Consider the following 18,121-nt stretch of genomic DNA (forward strand, 5'->3'; position numbering starts at 1 on the left):
CGAGGTGCTGAGTAATGGAGTCGCCGGTCAGGTTCGAGCATGTGGACATTGCCACCATTCTCAAGACCCTTCCTCATCGTTATCCGTTTTTGCTGATCGACCGGGTTCTCAATATTCGGGCCGACCATAGTGGGGTCGGCGTGAAGAACGTCACGGTCAACGAGCCTGCATTCCAGGGGCATTTTCCGGAACGACCGGTTTATCCGGGAGTGCTTATGATCGAGGGGATGGCACAGACGGCGGGCGTCATCGGCATCATGTCGGTGGAGGGCACGGAAAAGCCGCGCGCGGTTTATTTTCTGACGATCGATAAATGCAAGTTTCGCAAACCAGTCATGCCCGGCGATATTGTCGAGTATCACATGCGCAGCATCGGGCGCCGTAAGACGATGTGGTGGTTTCACGGTGATGCCAAGGTGAACGGCGTGGTCGTCGCCGAGGCGGACGTCGGCGCGATGCTGACCGACTGATGGGCAGGATCGATCCTACCGCCCGGATTGAAGCTGGCGCCGTGATTGGAGAATCGACCGAGATTGGGCCGTTCTGCACGGTTGGTCCCCACGTCGTCCTCGGTCCGAACTGCCGCCTGATCTCGCATGTGTCCATCACGGGACACACAACTATCGGGGCCAATTGCACGATCTATCCGTTCGCGGCGCTTGGTGGCGCGCCACAGGATATGGGTTATGGGAACGAGCCGACGCGCCTTGAGATTGGCGACGGCTGCACGATCCGTGAAAGTGTGACGATGAACGTCGGCACACCCAAGGATGTCGGCGTTACACGCATCGGCGCGCGTGGGTTCTTCATGAGTTACAGCCATGTCGGCCACGACTGCCAGGTCGGCGATGACGTGATTTTTGCCAATTCGGCAACGCTGGGCGGACACTGCAAAGTCGGGGATTTCGTCTATATCGGCGGTCTTTCTGCCGTGCATCAATTCGCACGTATCGGCAGGCAGGCTATGATCGGCGGCCTCACGGGCATCCGTGGCGATGTTATTCCCTACGGCTTCGTCAATGGCCAGCATGGGCATCTTGAGGGCCTTAACGTTGTCGGCATGAGACGCCGCAAGTTCACCCGCGAGCGTCTCGTCAAGGTCAGGTCGTTCTATCAGGAACTGTTTTACGGGCCGGGTCTCTTTGCAGACCGTCTCCAGCGTGTCCAATCACGTGCGTCAGACGATCCTGCTATTGCGGAGATACTGACGTTTATTGGCGAGGATAAACATCGTCCTCTCTGTCTGCCGGAGGACGGCGCAAACAAATCCGCATAGCGGAGTCGGCGTGTTAGTCATGACTGATCGTGTTTCGGGTATTTCCTCGCCGATCGGCTTGATCGCCGGCGGCGGAGTATTGCCGTTCGCGGTTGCCGATTCGCTGACCGCGCGAGGTCTCAAACCCGTCTTCTTCGCGTTGAAGGGCGTATGCGACCCGGAAAAGGTGTCGCATTTCACACATCACTGGATCGCGGTCGGCCAGATCGGAAAGGTTGTGCGGCTGTTGCGCGCGGAAAACTGCCGAGATCTGATTTTCATCGGGACGCTGGTTCGCCCGGCGCTGTCGGAGATTCGCCTGGACTGGGGAACCGTCCGGGTGATGGGACATGTTTTGGCGGCGTTTCGGGGTGGCGATGACCATTTGCTGTCGGGGATCGGTCGCATTCTGGAACGTGACGGTTTCCGAATGGTGGGGATCAAGGACATCGCGCCGGATCTGCTGATGCCTGCCGGATGCCTGACCCGGAAAACTCCGGATCAATCCGCGGCCAGTGACATAGCTAAAGGGCTGGACATGCTGCGCGCCCTCAGTCCCTTCGACGTCGGGCAGGCTGTCGTTGTAATCGACGGTCATGTGGTCGGCGTGGAGGGAATCGAAGGAACGGACGCGCTTTTGGCTCGTATCGCCCAACTGCGTGCCAACGGACGAATCCGTGCCAAGGGCCAGCGCGGCGTGCTCGTAAAGGCACCAAAGCACGGACAGGACTTGCGCTACGATCTGCCGACGCTAGGTCCGCAAACCATCGAAAATGCGGCCGCCGCCGGGCTAGCCGGACTGGCCGTTGTCGCCGGGAATACGCTCGTCGCAGAACCACAGGCGCTGGTCGGCGAGGCGGACGCATCAAACCTGTTCGTTGTCGGGCTGTCTGCATAATGCCGGACAAGGCGTCAGCAGATCACTCCCGAAAAATATTTCTCATTGCAACGGAAGAGTCCGGCGACCGCCTCGGCTCCAGCCTGATGAAAGCTTTGCGGCGGCGGCTCGGCGACACTGTGCGGTTCGAAGGCGTCGGCGGTCAGTCAATGGCGCGCGAAGGTCTCGTGTCGTTGTTCCCGATCGAAGATCTGTCGATCATGGGATTCGCGGCCGTGGTGAAGCAGCTTCCCATGATCCTGCGGCGGATACGCGAGACAGCGGATGCCGTTATCGCGGCTGCGCCGGACATGCTCGTCATTATCGACAGTCCCGACTTCACCCACCGCGTGGCGCGACGCGTGCGCGCTCGGCGGCGCGGCTTGCCGATCGTGGATTACGTCTCCCCCTCGGTGTGGGCCTGGCGGCCCGGCAGGGCGCGGGCCATGCGTAGCTATGTCGATCACGTATTGGCGCTGCTACCATTCGAACCGGAAGCGTATCGCAGGCTTGAAGGTCCCCCCTGCACCTATGTCGGCCATCCGCTACTCGAGCAGGTTGGAGTGCTGCGGCCGGACGCCGAGGAACGTCGGCGGCGCGATGAGGTAGCTCCGACGCTTCTGGTATTGCCCGGGAGCCGGCGTAGTGAAATCCGCCATCACCTCTCCGTCTTCGGCGAGACCATCGAGGTGTTGCGACAGAGCGCCCCCGAGATCGATGTAATTTTGCCCACAATGCCGCATCTCGTCGACGAGATCACAATAGCCGTCGCGAACTGGCCGCGTCGGCCAAGGATCGTGGTCGGCGACGATGACAAGCGCGCCGCGTTTCGCGCGGCGCGCGCGGCACTCGCCAAGTCAGGCACCGTGACGCTCGAGCTTGCCTTGGCGGGCGTTCCGATGGTCGCTGCATATAAAGGGGGTAGGGTGGAAGCGTGGATCGCGCAGCGCGTCGTTCGTGTATCATCGGTCATTCTGGCCAATCTCGTGATCGGTGAGAATGTCATCCCGGAACTCCTCCAGGAAAATTGTACAGCCCGGAATCTTGCGCCGGCGCTGCGGGAGGTTCTGACAGATTCACCGATGCGGCAGCTTCAGCTCGAGGCTTTTGCCAAGCTCGATACGATCATGTCCACAGGGCAGCGTTCGCCGAGTGAGCGCGCGGCCGATATCGTGCTCGAGGTCATGCGGGAGTCGCGCGGGCGGAAACGGTAGAAGACTCCAGCTTTTGGATTTGACGCGTTTTCTTCACGCGAACCGGATTCCACTTCGCTCGAAAACTACTTGCGGTTGGCCATGTCGATGTAATCGCGCCGGGTCGCGCCGGTATACAGCTGCCGTGGGCGACCGATCTTCTGCTGCGGATCCTCGATCATCTCGCTCCACTGGCTGATCCAGCCGACGGTGCGCGCGACCGCGAACAGCACCGTGAACATCGAGGTCGGAAAGCCCATCGCTTTCAGAGTAAGGCCCGAATAGAAGTCGACGTTGGGATACAGTTTGCGATCGATAAAATATTCATCGTTCAAAGCGATCTTTTCGAGCTCCAGCGCTACCTTGAGCATGGGATCATTGCCATGACCCGTTTCGTTGAGTACCGCGTGACACATTTTTTGCATGATCTTCGCGCGGGGATCGTAGTTCTTGTAGACCCGATGTCCGAATCCCATCAGCCGGACGTCGCTGTTCTTGTCCTTCACCCTGTCGATGAATTCCGGAATCCTGTCCACGGTTCCGATTTCAGAAAGCATGGTTAGCGCCGCCTCGTTGGCGCCGCCGTGTGCGGGTCCCCACAGGCAGGCGATGCCGGCGGCAATGCACGCGAATGGATTCGAACCTGAGGAGCCTGCGATGCGCACGGTCGATGTCGATGCGTTCTGCTCGTGGTCAGCATGCAGAATGAAGATCTTGTCGAGCGCGTTCGCCAGAACAGGGTTGATGTTGTAGTCCTCGCACGGCACGGCGAAGCACATATAGAGGAAGTTTTCGGCAAAGCTCAGGGAGTTCTTCGGATAGATGAACGGCTGGCCGATCGTATATTTGTAGGCCATCGCAGCCAGTGTCGGCATTTTTGCGATCATACGCATGGACGCGACCATGCGCTGCTTGGGATCGTTGATGTCAGTGGAGTCGTGATAAAAGGCGGCAAGCGCGCCGACCGCAGCCACCATGACCGCCATGGGATGAGCATCGCGGCGGAAGCTTTGGAAGAACCGCGTCATCTGCTCATGGACCATGGTGTGGTGGATGACACGCTTGTCGAAATCGCTCTTCTGCGACGTCGTGGGCAGCTCACCGTAGAGCAGCAGATAGCAGGTCTCGAGGAAATCGCCTTTTTCCGCGAGTTGCTCGATCGGATAACCGCGATATTCGAGTACGCCTTCGTCACCATCGATATAGGTGATCTTGGATTGGCAACTGCCGGTGGACGTGAATCCCGGGTCGTAAGTAAACAAGCCGGCCTGCGCGTAAAGCTTGGCGATGTCGATGACATCCGGTCCGACCGTGCCGCTCAGGACGGGGAACTCGTAACTCTTATTCTCGACCGTCAACGTTGCGGTTTTTGTGCTCGTTGCGTTCATCGTGAAGCCCCCCCGATGAGATCGTTGCGGATCGCCTAGTCTCTCGATGAGGAGACTAGTCGGCCGTTACAAAGCGCCGCGCAAAGGGGTATCGTATTGCTATGTGCACCGCAAGATCGCCAGAAATAGGATGGTGGGCGTTACGGTGAACTTTGATCGCCAAGCCGAGCCAAACACGTCTCTTTTCCGAGCGTAGCGAGGACGTCGAATATGCCGGGCGATGTCGTTCGACCGGTCAGCGCGATTCGAAGCGGCTGCGCGATAGCGCCGAGTTTGAGATTGTTTTGTTCAGCAAAAGTCCGCATCGCGGCTTCGGTCGTTTCCGCGCTCCACGAAGTAACCGATTCAAGGACCGCGCGAAGCCTTCCGATTAGTGTGCGTATCTCCGGCGTCAGCAACGCGGCGGCTTTGGATTCCATCGTCAAAGGTCGATCTGCGAAGATAAATCGAGCGCCCTCGATCAATTCGATCAGGGTTTTGGCTCGCTCTTTGAGTCCCGGCATCGCGCGCAGGAGTTGCGCTCGTGTAACCTCGTTGAGTTTCGGCTTGATGTCCGTTCCGCGCGGAACGTAATCGAGCGCATTCTCGAACAAGGTCACCAGAGCACGATCGTCACAACTGCGAATATAATGGCCGTTGAGGTTTTCGAGTTTGGCAAAGTCGAAGCGTGCAGCGGAGCGTCCAATAGCAGACAGATCGAATGCGTCGATCATTTCCTGTGTGGAGAAGATCTCCTGATCGCCATGGCTCCAGCCGAGCCGAACCAGATAGTTGCGAAGTGCCACCGGTAAATATCCCATCGCGCGATAGGCATCGACTCCCAAGGCGCCGTGACGCTTGGAAAGCTTCGAGCCGTCGGGGCCATGGATAAGCGGAATGTGGGCCATCGTCGGGAGAGACCATCCAAGGGTATCGTATATCTGCTTCTGGCGGGCTGCATTGATGAGGTGGTCGTCGCCGCGAATGATGTGTGTCACTCCCATGTCGCGGTCATCGACAACGACGGCGAGCATGTAGGTCGGCGTGCCATCGCCGCGCAGCAGCACGAGGTCATCGAGGTTCTCGTTCTGCCAAACAATGCGTCCCTGAACTTGATCCTCGATCACGGTTTCACCGGTCAGAGGCGCCTTGAGGCGAATGGTTGGCTTGACGCCTGGCGGTGCTTCGGACTCGTCGCGATCGCGCCAACGGCCGTCGTAAAGCTTGGCACGACCTTCGGCCCGCGCTTTCTCGCGCATCTCGGACAGCTCTTCCGGCGTTGCATAACATCGGTAAGCCTTGCCTTCGGCGAGCAACTGCTCAGCGATCTCGCGATGGCGCGCAACGCGGGAAAACTGGTACACGACTTCGTCGTCCCACTCGATACCCAGCCACTTCAGCCCGTCAAGGATCGCATCGATGGCCGCCGGCGTGGAACGCGCGCGATCGGTGTCCTCGATCCGGAGCAGCATCTTGCCGCCGTGCTTGCGCGCATAGAGCCAATTGAACAGCGCAGTTCGCGCCCCCCCGATGTGAAGAAAGCCGGTCGGTGACGGGGCGAAGCGGGTGACGACGGGTGCGGTCATTTTTGGTGGATCTGACACTTCGGGAGAGGGTATCGGGATTCGCATGAACGGCTAACTGGCCTGCTTCGCGGCGTCAATGTAGTGAAGGGATATTTTGTCCGTTTCTATCTCTACGCGGAACGCCGGGACGGCGCCGTTTCCCAGTTTGCCGGTATCTCAGCCCTTGGCGGCTGCGCGTGGATTTGGCACATAGGCCCGGAGTGAAAGGCACACAATGACCGACGAATCGACTGCGGAAGCGGGCCGGGATTTCATACGCGATATCGTGGCCGCTGACCTTGCGTCCGGAAAGCACAAGAGCATCGTCACCCGGTTTCCGCCGGAGCCGAATGGCTATTTGCATCTCGGGCACGCCAAATCGATCTGCCTGAATTTCGGCATTGCCGATGATTTCGGCGGACGTTGCCATCTCCGCTTCGACGACACCAATCCGACCAAGGAGGAGCAGGAATACATCGACGCGATCCAGCGCGACGTCCGCTGGTTGGGCTTCAATTGGGGAACACACCTCTATTATACCTCGGACTATTTCGAACAGCTCTACGCCTGGGCGCAGCACCTCATTCGCGCAGGAAAGGCCTATGTCGACGATCAGACACAGGAGGAGATCCGCCAGGCTCGCGGTACGCTGACCGAGCCTGGCAGACACAGCCCGTTCCGCGACCGGCCGGTTGATGAGAATCTTGACCTGTTCGCGCGGATGCGGGCCGGAGAATTTCCCAATGGCGCGCGCGTACTGCGTGCGAAAATCGACATGGCGTCCGGCAACATTAACCTGCGCGATCCCGTGCTCTACCGGATTCTACACGCCCATCATCCGCGCACGGGAAACACGTGGAACATCTACCCGAGCTACGATTTCGCCCATGGACAGTCCGACTCGATCGAACACATCACGCATTCCGTCTGCACGCTGGAGTTCGAAGATCACCGGCCACTCTATGACTGGTTTCTCGACAATCTTCCGGTGCCGTCGCGACCGCATCAGTACGAATTCGCACGGCTCAACGTCACGTATACGCTTTTGTCGAAGCGGGTGCTGACCGAACTGGTTCGCGGTGGTCACGTTGCGGGCTGGGACGATCCTCGCATGCCCACCCTTGCGGGCCTCCAGCGGCGCGGTGTGCCGGCTGAGGCGCTGCGAGAGTTCATCAAGAGGATTGGCGTTGCGAAAGCGAACAGTACCGTCGATGTCGGAATGTTCGATTTCGCCGTTCGAGAGGCTCTCAACAGGAACGCGCCGCGTCGCATGGCCGTCTTGCGTCCACTCAAGGTCGTGATCGAGAATTATCCGGAAGGCCAGAGTGAGGAGCTTGAGGCCGTGAACCATCCCGATGATCCCTCGCAGGGCACCCGATGGATGCGGTTCGGGCGCGAGATTTATATCGAGCAGGAAGATTTCATGGAAAATCCGCCGAAGAAGTTCTTCCGCTTGTCGCCGGGCAAGGAAGTGCGGCTGCGATATGCGTATTTCATCACATGCCGCGATGTGGTGAAGAACTCCGCGGGTGAAGTGCTCGAACTCCGCTGCACCTACGATCCGGCGACCAAAGGTGGCAATGCGCCTGACGGCCGAAAGGTGAAGGCCACAATGCATTGGGTGAACGCGGCGGACGCCGTGCCGGCCGAGATCAGACTTTACGGTCATCTGTTCGATACCGAGCAGCCCGACGCGGCGAACTTCGTATCCCAACTCAATCCGCAATCGCTTCAAACTCTGTCCGGCTGCATGGTTGAGCCCGCTCTCGCCCGAGAGGATGACGGAGGTTCAGTGCAGTTCGAACGGCAGGGCTATTTCTGCCGGGATAAGGATTCGTCTCCCGGCAGCCTTGTGTTCAACCGGACGGTCGGCCTGCGCGACACCTGGGCCAAGGTCGCGGCGACCGGCTCCTGATTTCACCGGTATTCCGTATCCGTTCCACTGTTCGCCGTGCAGCCTCTTCCGCTAGCATCGCCGCGAGGGCGTGAAGGGGCAGCCGGATGGCGGAGCGGGGCAGGGCTCGCGATCGGAGGGGAGGGTACGCAGGAACGTGGCCGACGCGGCAGGCCGTCGCTGCTCCTTCACAAATGCCTTCGGGCACCTTACCGGCAATGGTGGCGCGACTGCGAGCCTGGGCTGGCGCGGAAGCGGCAGCCGGCCAACTCTTGCCGTGGGTACCGGTGGCATTTGGCACAGGTATTGCGATCTATTTTTCGGCCGATCACGAGCCCGTTCTCTGGGTTGTCTCCGCGACCGCCGTAGCTCTGTTTGTGGTGGCGCTGCTCTTGCGCCGGCATCGGATGTTTGCCGCCGCTGTCATGGTCGCGGCGGTCGCCGCAGGATTTGCCGTCGCCACGATCAAGACGGCACAGGTTTCCCACGTTGTCCTGACGCGGCCGATGTACACGCCCTTGCTCCAGGGCTTCGTCGAAACCAGCGAGGTGCGCGAGCGGACCGATAGATTTGTTCTGCGCGTCGTTCGGATGGATAATCGGCGGTCGCACATCAAGCTCGATCGCGTGCGGCTGTCGGTCAGGAAGGGTGCCGCGCCCGCCGTTGGGAGCTTCGTGGAGTTGAAAGCGCGATTGCAGCCGCCGCTTACGCCCGTGCGGCCCGGAAGCTACGACTTCGCCCGCGATATGTATTTCCATGGCATTGGCGCGTCCGGCTTCGTCATGGGCGCCATCAGGACCGTGAGCTCTCCGCATGGTGGTGGGCTCGCATTGCGCTATGCCGCGCTGATGCAGGAGTTGCGCGATACCATCGACGCCCGCATCCGTCTTGTTCTCAGCGACGACTCGCGGGCCATTGCCACCGCGCTTCTGACCGGACGGCGCGACGCCATCACGACGCCGGTTAATGAGGCGATGTTCATTTCGGGATTGGGCCATGTGCTTTCGATTTCCGGCTATCATATGGCCGTCGTCGCTGGCGTGGTCTTCTTCGCGGTGCGTGCGCTGTTGGCGCTGGTTCCGGCGTTGACGGCAACCTTCCCGATCAAGAAGTGGTCGGCGGCTGCGGCGCTTGCGGCAGCCGCCTTTTATCTTCTGCTGTCGGGCGCCGAGGTTGCGACCCAGCGCTCGTTCTTCATGACGGCGGTGGTGCTGATCGCGATCATGGTGGACAGGCGCGCTATTACGTTTCGCACACTCGCGGTGGCGGCGATGATCGTGCTTGCGATTGCGCCGGAGTCATTGATCCACCCGAGCTTTCAAATGTCGTTCGCGGCGACGCTCGGGTTGGTGGCGCTAGTTCAGGTCGGGATGCCGAAGATGCTTGCAACCCCCGATCACTCGCCGACGGCGAGGGCCGCTCTGTGGGGTGGACGCGAAATCGCCATGCTGGCGCTGGCGTCACTCGTGGCCGGACTCGCGACCACGCCGTATGTCGCGTTCCATTTCCATCGGGTGACGCCATACGGCATTGTTGCGAACCTGCTGGCGATGCCGGTGATCTCGGCGCTGGTGATGCCGGCCGGGCTTCTCGGACTTGCGGCCATGCCGTTTGGCTTCGACGGCGTGTTCTGGCGGCTGATGGACTTTGGCATCGAATGGATGGTCGCTGTGGCTCAATGGGTAGCGGCGCTTCCGGGCGCCATCGGTCATACGGCTGCTTTTGGAACGGGGCCGCTGCTCGCGGCGACCGCGGGCATCATTCTGCTCGGACTGTTGAGAACACCGCTGCGCTGGAGCGGCGCGGTTGTGGTCGCGCTGGCGATCGTGTGGTCATTTGCGGTGACGCCGCCGGATATCCTGATCTCCGCGGAAGGTCGCAATGTCGCCGTGAGGGGCGGGGACGGCCGGCTGCGCCTCATCAGTACGAGTAAGGACTCTTTCACGGTCAGGGAATGGCTTGCCGCCGACGGGGATGGGCGTGGGTCTGCCGACCCTACGCTGGCGGAAGGCGTCTCATGCGACGATGAGGGCTGCGTGGTCAAGGTGAGTGGAGGTGGACTTGTCGCGCTTACGCGGCGTCCGGAGGCGATGCAGGATGATTGTACGCGGGCGGAGCTCATGGTGACGCCGTGGCAGGCTCCGGAGGGGTGCCCAGCGCAGGTGATCGATCAAAACAGGCTGCGGCGTGAAGGCGCTCTTGCCTTGTGGCGAACCCCAAGTGCTTCAAGATCTGGTGCTTCAAGATCCGGCTTTGCTGTTGATGCCGCACGTCCTGTCGGCGTCGATCGTCCCTGGTCATCCGCTGCCGTCGATGAACAGTCGGCACAGCTGCAATCAAAACCGGAACCCCCGGCCGACGCCACGCCGGTGCCCGAGGATCTCCAGCCGGACGATTGAACGGCTCGTCCACGGTTGGAGCCTTTCGCTCCTGATGAAATCAGTACTTGCGGTAAATGCCGATCAGTCTGCCCTGGATCTGGACCCGATTGGGCGGAAGTATGCGAACTTCGTAAGCCGTGTTCGCCGGCTCCAGCGCGATCGAAGCGCCGCGACGGCGGAAGCGTTTCAACGTCGCTTCCTCGTCGTCGATCAGGGCAACGACGATGTCGCCGGTATCAGCGGTCTGGTTCCGCTGGATCAACGCAAGATCGCCATCGAGAATTCCGGCATCGACCATGGAATCGCCGCGTACCTCAAGCGCGTAGTGTTCGCCGGTACCAAGCATGTCGGGCGGCACGCTGACGGTGTGGCTGCAGGTCTGCAACGCTTCGATCGGCGTGCCGGCTGCAATCCGTCCCATCACCGGAACGGCGACCGGACGTTCCGCATCGTCGACGACAGCGCCGCCGCTGCTGCGGCGGACTTTGCCCAGATTGCCTTCGATGACGCTCGGTGTGAAACCGCGACGGCCGCCGCCGCCGCTGGCGGCGAGTTCGGGCAGTTTGATGACTTCGATGGCGCGGGCGCGGTTGGGCAGACGGCGGATGAATCCTCGTTCTTCCAGCGCGGTAATCAGGCGATGGATGCCGGACTTCGAGCGCAGGTCGAGCGCGTCCTTCATTTCATCGAACGAGGGCGGCACGCCGGATTCTTTCAGCCGTTCGTTGATAAAACGCAGGAGTTCATACTGTTTGCGCGTGAGCATCCCGACCCAGTCCCTGGTTGATGGGTTCTTGCCAACTAGGGGACATCGGGCCTGCAGCCCTTATAACCCCGCGGCACGAACCTCGAAACAAATCATGAACATACACTATATGTTCGATATGTGTTCCGCAACCCTTTAATTTAAGGTCAACAAAGCGACGTTTTATGACAGCGAAAGCTTAATGATGGCGCAGGGCTCGCCTTTGCTTGCAGCCGGCGCAAATGGCGTGCGGATTACGAGAGCCTCTGCCGCAGCGAGTTTTCCCATCAGCGAGCTGTCCTGATGCCCGATCGGCGTCGCGACCGGCAAGCCGTCCGTCGAGGGTGTGAGTCGGGCGCGCAGATAATCCTGCCTGGCTTGATTGGCGCTAACATCGCTGCCGAGCAGCGCCGGTTCAATGCAGTGGTGCACATCTTCACGCCCCGATAGCGCGCGAATCAGCGGCACCATGAACAGAAACGCGCAGATGTAGGACGAGACGGGATTGCCGGGGAGGCCGATCACCCGCATCGGGCCTAGACGTCCGTGCATCATCGGCTTGCCCGGCCGCAGTGCGATCCGCCAGAACGCAATCTCCACGCCTTCCGCCTCCAGTGCACGCTTGACGAAGTCATGGTCGCCGACCGACGCGCCGCCGGTCGTAACCAGAATGTCGGCGCCGCTCTCGCGGGCGCGGCGGATCGCGGCGGTTGTGGCGTCCATTGTGTCGGCGGCGATACCGAGGTCGATCGCCTCGGCGCCTTCGCCTCGGGCGAGTGCGCGAAGCGCGTAGCCGTTGGACAAGATGATCTGGCCCGGACCGGGCGTCGCGCCCGGCAAAACCAGTTCGTCACCCGTGGCGAGCATCGCTATTGTGGGACGGCGATGCACCGGCAGGTCCGGATAGTTCATGCCGGCAGCAAGGGAAAGATGGCGGTCGGTGAGATGGCTGCTGGCCCGGATCAGGACGTCGCCCTCACGAAAATCCACGCCGGCAGGACGAATGTTCTTTCCGGGAGCAGTGGCTTCCTTGACGATGACGTGGTTGCCGTCGCGTTCGGTGTCTTCCTGGATCACGACTGTATCGGCGCTGTCCGGCACTACGCCGCCGGTGAAAATCCGTAAGGCCTCGCCGGTTTGCAGCGCGCGCTCGAGCGGCCGTCCCGCAGCGATCTCACCGATCACCTGTAGCCGCGCTGGAATTGTCGCGATGTCCGCTGCGCGCACCGCATAGCCGTCCATCGCCGACATTGCGACCGGCGGCTGAGTCCGGCGCGAGGGGAGATCGCGCGCCAACACCCGGCGATGCGCGGCTTCGAGAGCCACGGGTTCCTCCGGGAGCGGTTCGACTCCGGCAAGAACAGCCGCAAGGGCGTCGGCGACCGTCATCAGGGGCATGACCATTCTCCTAGAGCATTTTCCGGCCGTGCGATCAGCCGTAAGAAAATCCCCTCAATCAATAGCTTGCGCGTATTCTGATCGCAAAACCGGTATCCATTTTTGCGGAATACGCGCTAGGCGCGATGCGCCTGGCGGGCGCGTCAAACATCTACCGAACTCGCGGCTCGCATACAACGGTACTAAGAGCCAAAATGCCGCTTAACGACGCATTCGCGCGGCGGCTATGGTTCTGAGGCGGTATCCGTCACAAGATAGTGGCCGGACTTGCCGCCCTTTTTCTCGACGAGGTGAATGCCCTCGATCCGGACGCCGCGTTCCACGGCCTTGATCATGTCGTAGATCGTCAGGCAGGCGACGGATACCGCCGTGAGGGCTTCCATCTCTACTCCGGTCGGGCCGGAGACTTTGACGCTTGCGCGGACGCGGCAGCCCGGAATTCTCCTGTCGGCCTCGATGTCGAGCGTGACTTTCGACAGCGCCAGTGGATGGCAGAGTGGGATTAAATCCGAAGTGCGCTTGGCGGCCATGATGCCCGCAATGCGCGCAGTGCCGAGCACGTCGCCCTTCTTGGCGTTGCCGCTTTCAATCAAGTCGAGCGTCGCCCTGGTCATGACGACCTGGCCCTCGGCGACAGCAACGCGCTCGGTTGCGGGCTTTGCCGAGACATCGACCATCCGCGCCTCGCCTTTGACGTCGATGTGGGTGAGGGCGAGTTTGTGTTTCCCGGCGGTCTTGTTTTTCTTGTCTGCCATGTCAATCAAATCCTGAGCTGGTTCTTCCCTCTCTCACGAGGGGAGAGGCTATTTTTTCAAGACCAGATTTTAACGTATAGTTTCAGCACTTTGTGAAGATTTTAAAATCTGGAAACGGGATAAAGCTACATATCGATAGCAAAACGGCTGATTGCTTTTTTAAGTTTCGACTTGCCTCTTTTGTAGAATTTAGATGTCGTTCTGGAAAGCAAAGAAAAGAATCTGAGGACAGGTGTTCGAAACTGGACTTCACCGCGCGCGTCTTCGCGAGGCCGGGCAGCCTTGGCTAGTTCTCCACAACCCGATCCAGTCGCCGGCCTGATCGACATTCCATTGCCGCCGGCGATCAGTCTTTGGCCCCAGACATGGCCGCTGCGGATTGCGCTGGCCGTTGCCACGGCCGGCCTTCTCTTTGGTCTGTGGCGGCTGACCTATTGGTGGTATCGCAACCGCTATCGTCGAGCGGCGCTTACCGAGCTTGCGGCTATCCAACGCACGTGGAATCCGGAGAATCCTGCCGGCACGTCCATCGCGTTGGCGTCGTTGATCCGCCGCACCGCGCTGGCTGCTTTTCCGCGGGGACAGGTCGCATCGCTGGCTGGCCAGACATGGCTGGCGTTTCTTGACCGAACAGCTGACACGCGAGACTTTTCCGAGGGTGTGGGGCGAGTGCTGGCGCGCGAAGCCTATCAGCCGATCGCTGACGATCCCCGCGCGCTTTTCGGTATTATCCGGCACTGGATCAAGGCGCACCATGCTTGAATTTGCCTGGCCTTGGGCCTTCGCCCTTTTGCCGCTGCCGTTGTTGGTCTGGTGGCTGTTGCCGCCTTATCGGGCGCGCCGCGCATCGGTTCAGATTCCGTTTTTCGCCCGTGTCGCCGAGGCGACCGGGCAGAAGCCGCAGCCCGGCGCGGTGATCTTGCGGCGCTTGCCCCTGCAGATGATCGTTGCCGTCATCATTTGGCTGCTGATGGTTTCCGCGCTGGCGCGCCCTCAATGGGTCGGCGATCCGATCACGCATAAAATCGCGGCGCGTGACATGATGTTGGCGATCGATATCTCCGGCTCGATGAGCCAGCCCGACTTCAAGGCGCCCGACCAGAAGATGCTGCAGCGGCTCGATGGCGTGAAGCAGGTCGTTCGCGACTTTATCGCCCGCCGTAAAGGCGACCGCATTGGCCTGATCTTGTTCGGCACGCGCGCCTTTTTGCAGGCGCCATTCACGCAGGATCTGCAGACTGTCCAGATGCTGTTAGATCAGACCGCAGTCGCCATGGCGGGCGAGCAGACGGCCATCGGCGACGCCATCGGCTTGGCGATCAAGACATTTGATACGAGCAAAACGAAGCAGCGCGTGCTGATCCTGCTCACCGACGGCAACGATACGGCAAGCCGGGTGCCGCCTGTGCATGCCGCTGAGATCGCCCAGCAGCGCGGGCTCACGATCTACACGATCGGCGTCGGAGATACTGAAGCCTCCGGCGAAAACCGCGTCGATCTGCCGGCGCTCCGTGAAGTGGCGAGCACGACGGGCGGACGGTTTTTCCGCGCCGAGAACGGCGAGCAGCTCGAAGCGATCTATGCCGACATCGACAAGCTTGCGCCAGTAAAGGTGCAAACCGAGAGCTGGAGGCCGAAGCTGCCGCTGTTCCAGTGGCCTCTCGGTGCAGCCGTGGTGCTTGGTCTCGGACTTTGGACGGTATTGCTGCTGCGCGGCCTGACTTTCGGAGCGCCTAGCGATGTTTGAGCAGGCCGTCGAAGCATTTCATTTCCTTCGGCCGTGGTGGCTGCTCGCGCTCGTGCCAACCGGGCTGATCCTGGCGCTTATTTCACGGCGAGACAGTGTCGATCTGCAATGGCGAGGCGTCATTGCACCCAACTTGCTGAAGCACATGATCGTTACGCCGCAGCGGCGGTGGCATATCAAACCCTCCTATCTTGTTGCGCTGGCGCTAGGACTGGGCGCCGTCGCGCTCGCCGGGCCGACGTGGCGGCGCGAGTTGCCGCCCTTTGTCGAGGACAAAGCGCCATTGATGATCGCGCTGGATGTTTCTGCATCGATGGGGCAGTCCGACGTTGCTCCGATGCGGCTGGAGCGTGCCAAGCAGAAGATCCTCGACATGCTTGCCGCGCGAGGCAGCGCCCGCACCGGCCTCATCGCCTACGCCGGCAGCGCGCATCTGGTCATGCCGCTGACCGATGATCGCCGCGTCATCGAGCCGTTTCTGGCGGCGCTGACGCCCGGCTTGATGCCGGTGCAGGGTAAAAACCCAGTCGCGGCTCTCGCACTTGCCGCAACGTCTCTTCAAGGCGAACCGGTTGCGGGGACTGTTCTCTTGGTGGCCGATGGCATCGGAACCACGGATGCAAGCGAAATGCGAAAGGCCGCAGGCCGCAACGGCGTGGTGATGCTTAGCGTCAGGCCGCCGCAGGACACGGCTAGTATCCCAGTCGACAACGTTGATGTCACCGTCGACAAGTCGGACATCCAAGCTTTGGAACGCCGTATCGACACTCAATTCGAGAGCGCCCAGGCGGAAGAAAGTGGAACGCGCTGGCGTGACGAGGGATTTTGGTTGCTCTGGCCGATAGCGCTGCTCGGCGCGCTCTGGTTTCGCCGGGGCATGACGGTGCAATGGGTCTTGGTGCTCTTCCTGCTATATGGACACCCAGCCAAGGCGCAGCCCGCCGAAGCGCCGTCACGCTTCGCGAGCCTTTGGTTGACGCCGGATCAGCAAGGACGCATTGCCTTCGACCGCGGCGACTATGCGAGCGCGTCAAAACTGTTTGCCGATCCGATGTGGCGTGGAATCGCCGCCTATCGCGCCTACGATTTTCTGGCTGCCGCGGAGGCCTTCCGGAAGGTCGAGACGGTCGAAGGCCGTTTCGCACTCGGCAATGCCGAGGCGCAAAACCATGCCTACGAGAAGGCGATCAAAGCCTACGACGACGTATTGGCGCAGCAGCCAGACAACGTCGCGGCAAAGGCTAACCTCGCCATCGTCAAGAAGGTTTTCGAGGCTGCCGAGGAAAAACGGCGCAAGGATGAGCAACAAGACGCCGCGCCGCCTGATCTCAAGCCCGATGAAACCAAGGTCGACGAAAAGCAGAAGGGTGGCAAACGCATAAAAGTTGCACCGAACGACATGACGACAGCTGGCGCCGCCGACGCCTGGATGCGTCAGGTGCAGACGACGCCGGCGGATTTCCTCAAACTGAAGTTCGCGATACAGGCGAACAGCGGCTCAACGCCGGTCGGGAGTTCGCCGCGATGAGAACACTGGCCGCATTCGCGCTATTTGCGCTGTCTGTCGCTAACGCAGATGCGCAACAAACTGTGGCTACTGAGCCGATCGTGCGCGCCAAGCTCGATCCCGCGACGGTCGTCGTCGGCCAGAACGCGACGCTGACCCTCGACGTTCTGGTGCCCAACTACATGACAAAGCCGCCGGTGCTGCCGGCATTCCAGATCCGCAATGCCGTCACGCATGACGGATCGACGATCAACATGTCGGAACAGGTAGACGGCGTGAGCTTTGCCGGAGTGCGGTACGAATTTCTGCTCTATCCGCAAGAGCCGGGCGCTTACGCCATTTCGGAGCGGTCGATGACAGTTACTTACGCGGTCGACCCTCCAGACTCGCGCGAGACGGTTGTGCGCATTCCGTCTTTGTCGTTCCAGGCAGTCATTCCCGATGCGGCGCAGGCGCTCGATCCATTCGTCTCCGCCCAACGGCTTGTTGTTCACCAAGAGATCAAGCCTTCGTCCGATCATCTCAAGGTCGGCGACTCCGTTGTCCGCACCGTCACGATCGAAGCCGACGGCACGCCGGCTATGCTGTTGCCGCCTCTGCCTCTTGTCCGCTCGCCTATAGCCGAAGCTTATCCGGCACAACCGGAGTTCCAGGACAAGTACGATTCCCGAACCGGGGTGCTTGTGTCGCGCCGTATCGATCAGGTCACGCACATGCTGCAACAATCGGGTCAATTCAGTTTGCCGGCAATCGACATCGGATGGTGGAATGTCGGCGCAGGCAAAGTGGAGACGGCGCACCTGGACGCGATGTCATTCCAGGTCGTTGCTAATCCGGCCGCGCAAGGGACAATTTCCGACGGAGCCCGCGCGCGATGGAATTGGTCCGCCGTTCGCGACGGTATTGCCGAGCACTGGCTGCTGGCAGCGCTGATTGCAACCGCATTTGCCGTGATCGCCTGGTTCGCGCCGGCCGCGGCAAGATCGATCACGGCAGCGTATCAGCAGCGGCGGAAGACATATCTGCAATCTGAAGCCTGGTCGTTCCGTCGCCTTCGCCGCGTAGCAGGCAGCGGCGATGCTCGCACGGTGTACTTTGCAATGCTTGACTGGCTGCAACGGTTCGAACCCGTTGCGTCAGATCGTACGATCAAAGCTTTTAAGGCCGCAGCGGCCGATCCCGTGCTCGACTCCGAAATCGGATCGATCGAGCAACAATTGTTCGCGTCGCACCGCAACGCCGGTGAATGGTCGTCACGCCGCTTGCTGTGGCGGGTTGGGGTCGCGCGCCGCAACTTGCGTAGGCAGGTGGCCAGTCGCGGCGCAGAGCGGCAGTTGCCTCAGCACATCAATCCGATGGGTATTCCGAACGCGTCAACCGAGAGTTGGCGCAAGCCGGCCAGATAATAGGGGCACTCACAATCTCACAAGCTCGAAC

The 18,121-nt window shown here is 60.8% G+C and carries 15 protein-coding genes; 10 read left to right on the plus strand and 5 right to left on the minus strand.

The genetic code is table 11. The features are described 5' to 3' along the window. Positions 1-14 precede the first annotated feature (14 nt). The 4 genes from fabZ to lpxB are packed head-to-tail and all read left to right on the plus strand — an operon-like array spanning position 15 to position 3,346. Entirely contained in the window at positions 15-470 is a 456-nt protein-coding gene (gene fabZ, locus GGQ85_RS00535; protein WP_079446649.1) for a 3-hydroxyacyl-ACP dehydratase FabZ, read from the plus strand. Next, positions 470-1,276, plus strand: a complete 807-nt coding sequence (gene lpxA, locus GGQ85_RS00540) for an acyl-ACP--UDP-N-acetylglucosamine O-acyltransferase (protein ID WP_309772699.1) — start codon at positions 470-472, stop codon at positions 1,274-1,276. Before fabZ ends, lpxA begins: the two co-directional genes overlap by 1 nt. A 19-nt stretch (positions 1,277-1,295) precedes the next feature. Beyond that, complete coding sequence (locus tag GGQ85_RS00545; protein WP_309772701.1) at positions 1,296-2,153, plus strand: LpxI family protein; 858 nt, start codon at positions 1,296-1,298, stop codon at positions 2,151-2,153. Continuing rightward, a complete protein-coding gene (gene lpxB / locus GGQ85_RS00550; RefSeq protein ID WP_309772703.1) occupies positions 2,153-3,346 on the plus strand; it encodes a lipid-A-disaccharide synthase in 1,194 nt (397 codons plus the stop codon). The genes GGQ85_RS00545 and lpxB overlap by 1 nt, the downstream gene beginning before the upstream one ends. Positions 3,347-3,411: 65 nt before the next feature. Here the strand turns inward: lpxB and gltA are convergent, their stop codons facing one another. Beyond that, the gene (gene gltA, locus GGQ85_RS00555; protein ID WP_079446645.1) at positions 3,412-4,713 is read right to left on the minus strand and encodes a citrate synthase; all 1,302 of its coding nucleotides are present in this window, start codon (positions 4,711-4,713) and stop codon (positions 3,412-3,414) included. A 140-nt stretch (positions 4,714-4,853) separates the two neighbouring features. Then, complete coding sequence (gene gltX / locus GGQ85_RS00560) at positions 4,854-6,278, minus strand: glutamate--tRNA ligase (RefSeq protein WP_309772707.1); 1,425 nt, start codon at positions 6,276-6,278, stop codon at positions 4,854-4,856. A gap of 214 nt (positions 6,279-6,492) precedes the next feature. Between gltX and GGQ85_RS00565 the strand changes: the two genes are divergently transcribed. Beyond that, positions 6,493-8,172, plus strand: a complete 1,680-nt coding sequence (locus GGQ85_RS00565; protein WP_309772709.1) for a glutamine--tRNA ligase/YqeY domain fusion protein — start codon at positions 6,493-6,495, stop codon at positions 8,170-8,172. An 86-nt stretch (positions 8,173-8,258) separates the two neighbouring features. Beyond that, complete coding sequence (locus GGQ85_RS00570; protein WP_309772711.1) at positions 8,259-10,550, plus strand: ComEC/Rec2 family competence protein; 2,292 nt, start codon at positions 8,259-8,261, stop codon at positions 10,548-10,550. 40 nt (positions 10,551-10,590) lie between these two features. Here the strand turns inward: GGQ85_RS00570 and lexA are convergent, their stop codons facing one another. The 3 genes from lexA to moaC form a co-directional block, all read right to left on the minus strand. After that, positions 10,591-11,298 carry a transcriptional repressor LexA gene (gene lexA, locus GGQ85_RS00575; protein ID WP_309772712.1) on the minus strand — a complete coding sequence of 236 codons (708 nt, stop codon included), beginning with the start codon at positions 11,296-11,298 and terminating at the stop codon, positions 10,591-10,593. A gap of 162 nt (positions 11,299-11,460) precedes the next feature. Next, entirely contained in the window at positions 11,461-12,675 is a 1,215-nt protein-coding gene (locus GGQ85_RS00580; RefSeq protein ID WP_309772714.1) for a molybdopterin molybdotransferase MoeA, read from the minus strand. A 224-nt stretch (positions 12,676-12,899) separates the two neighbouring features. After that, positions 12,900-13,430, minus strand: coding sequence for a cyclic pyranopterin monophosphate synthase MoaC (gene moaC, locus GGQ85_RS00585; RefSeq protein ID WP_309772716.1), 531 nt, complete (start codon positions 13,428-13,430; stop codon positions 12,900-12,902). A gap of 282 nt (positions 13,431-13,712) precedes the next feature. Between moaC and GGQ85_RS00590 the strand changes: the two genes are divergently transcribed. Genes GGQ85_RS00590 through GGQ85_RS00605 form a run of 4 tightly spaced genes read left to right on the plus strand, consistent with a single transcriptional unit; the run spans position 13,713 to position 18,090 of the window. Then, on the plus strand, positions 13,713-14,192 hold the full coding sequence (locus GGQ85_RS00590; protein ID WP_309772718.1) for a DUF4381 domain-containing protein: 480 nt from the start codon (positions 13,713-13,715) through the stop codon (positions 14,190-14,192). Then, positions 14,185-15,177, plus strand: coding sequence for a vWA domain-containing protein (locus tag GGQ85_RS00595; protein WP_309772720.1), 993 nt, complete (start codon positions 14,185-14,187; stop codon positions 15,175-15,177). Before GGQ85_RS00590 ends, GGQ85_RS00595 begins: the two co-directional genes overlap by 8 nt. Further along, a complete protein-coding gene (locus tag GGQ85_RS00600) occupies positions 15,170-16,705 on the plus strand; it encodes a VWA domain-containing protein (protein ID WP_309772722.1) in 1,536 nt (511 codons plus the stop codon). The genes GGQ85_RS00595 and GGQ85_RS00600 overlap by 8 nt, the downstream gene beginning before the upstream one ends. Then, on the plus strand, positions 16,702-18,090 hold the full coding sequence (locus tag GGQ85_RS00605; protein ID WP_309772724.1) for a BatD family protein: 1,389 nt from the start codon (positions 16,702-16,704) through the stop codon (positions 18,088-18,090). The genes GGQ85_RS00600 and GGQ85_RS00605 overlap by 4 nt, the downstream gene beginning before the upstream one ends. The last annotated feature ends 31 nt before the right edge of the window (positions 18,091-18,121 follow it).

The sequence above is a fragment of the Nitrobacter vulgaris genome (assembly GCF_031453995.1).
GTDB lineage: Bacteria > Pseudomonadota > Alphaproteobacteria > Rhizobiales > Xanthobacteraceae > Nitrobacter > Nitrobacter vulgaris.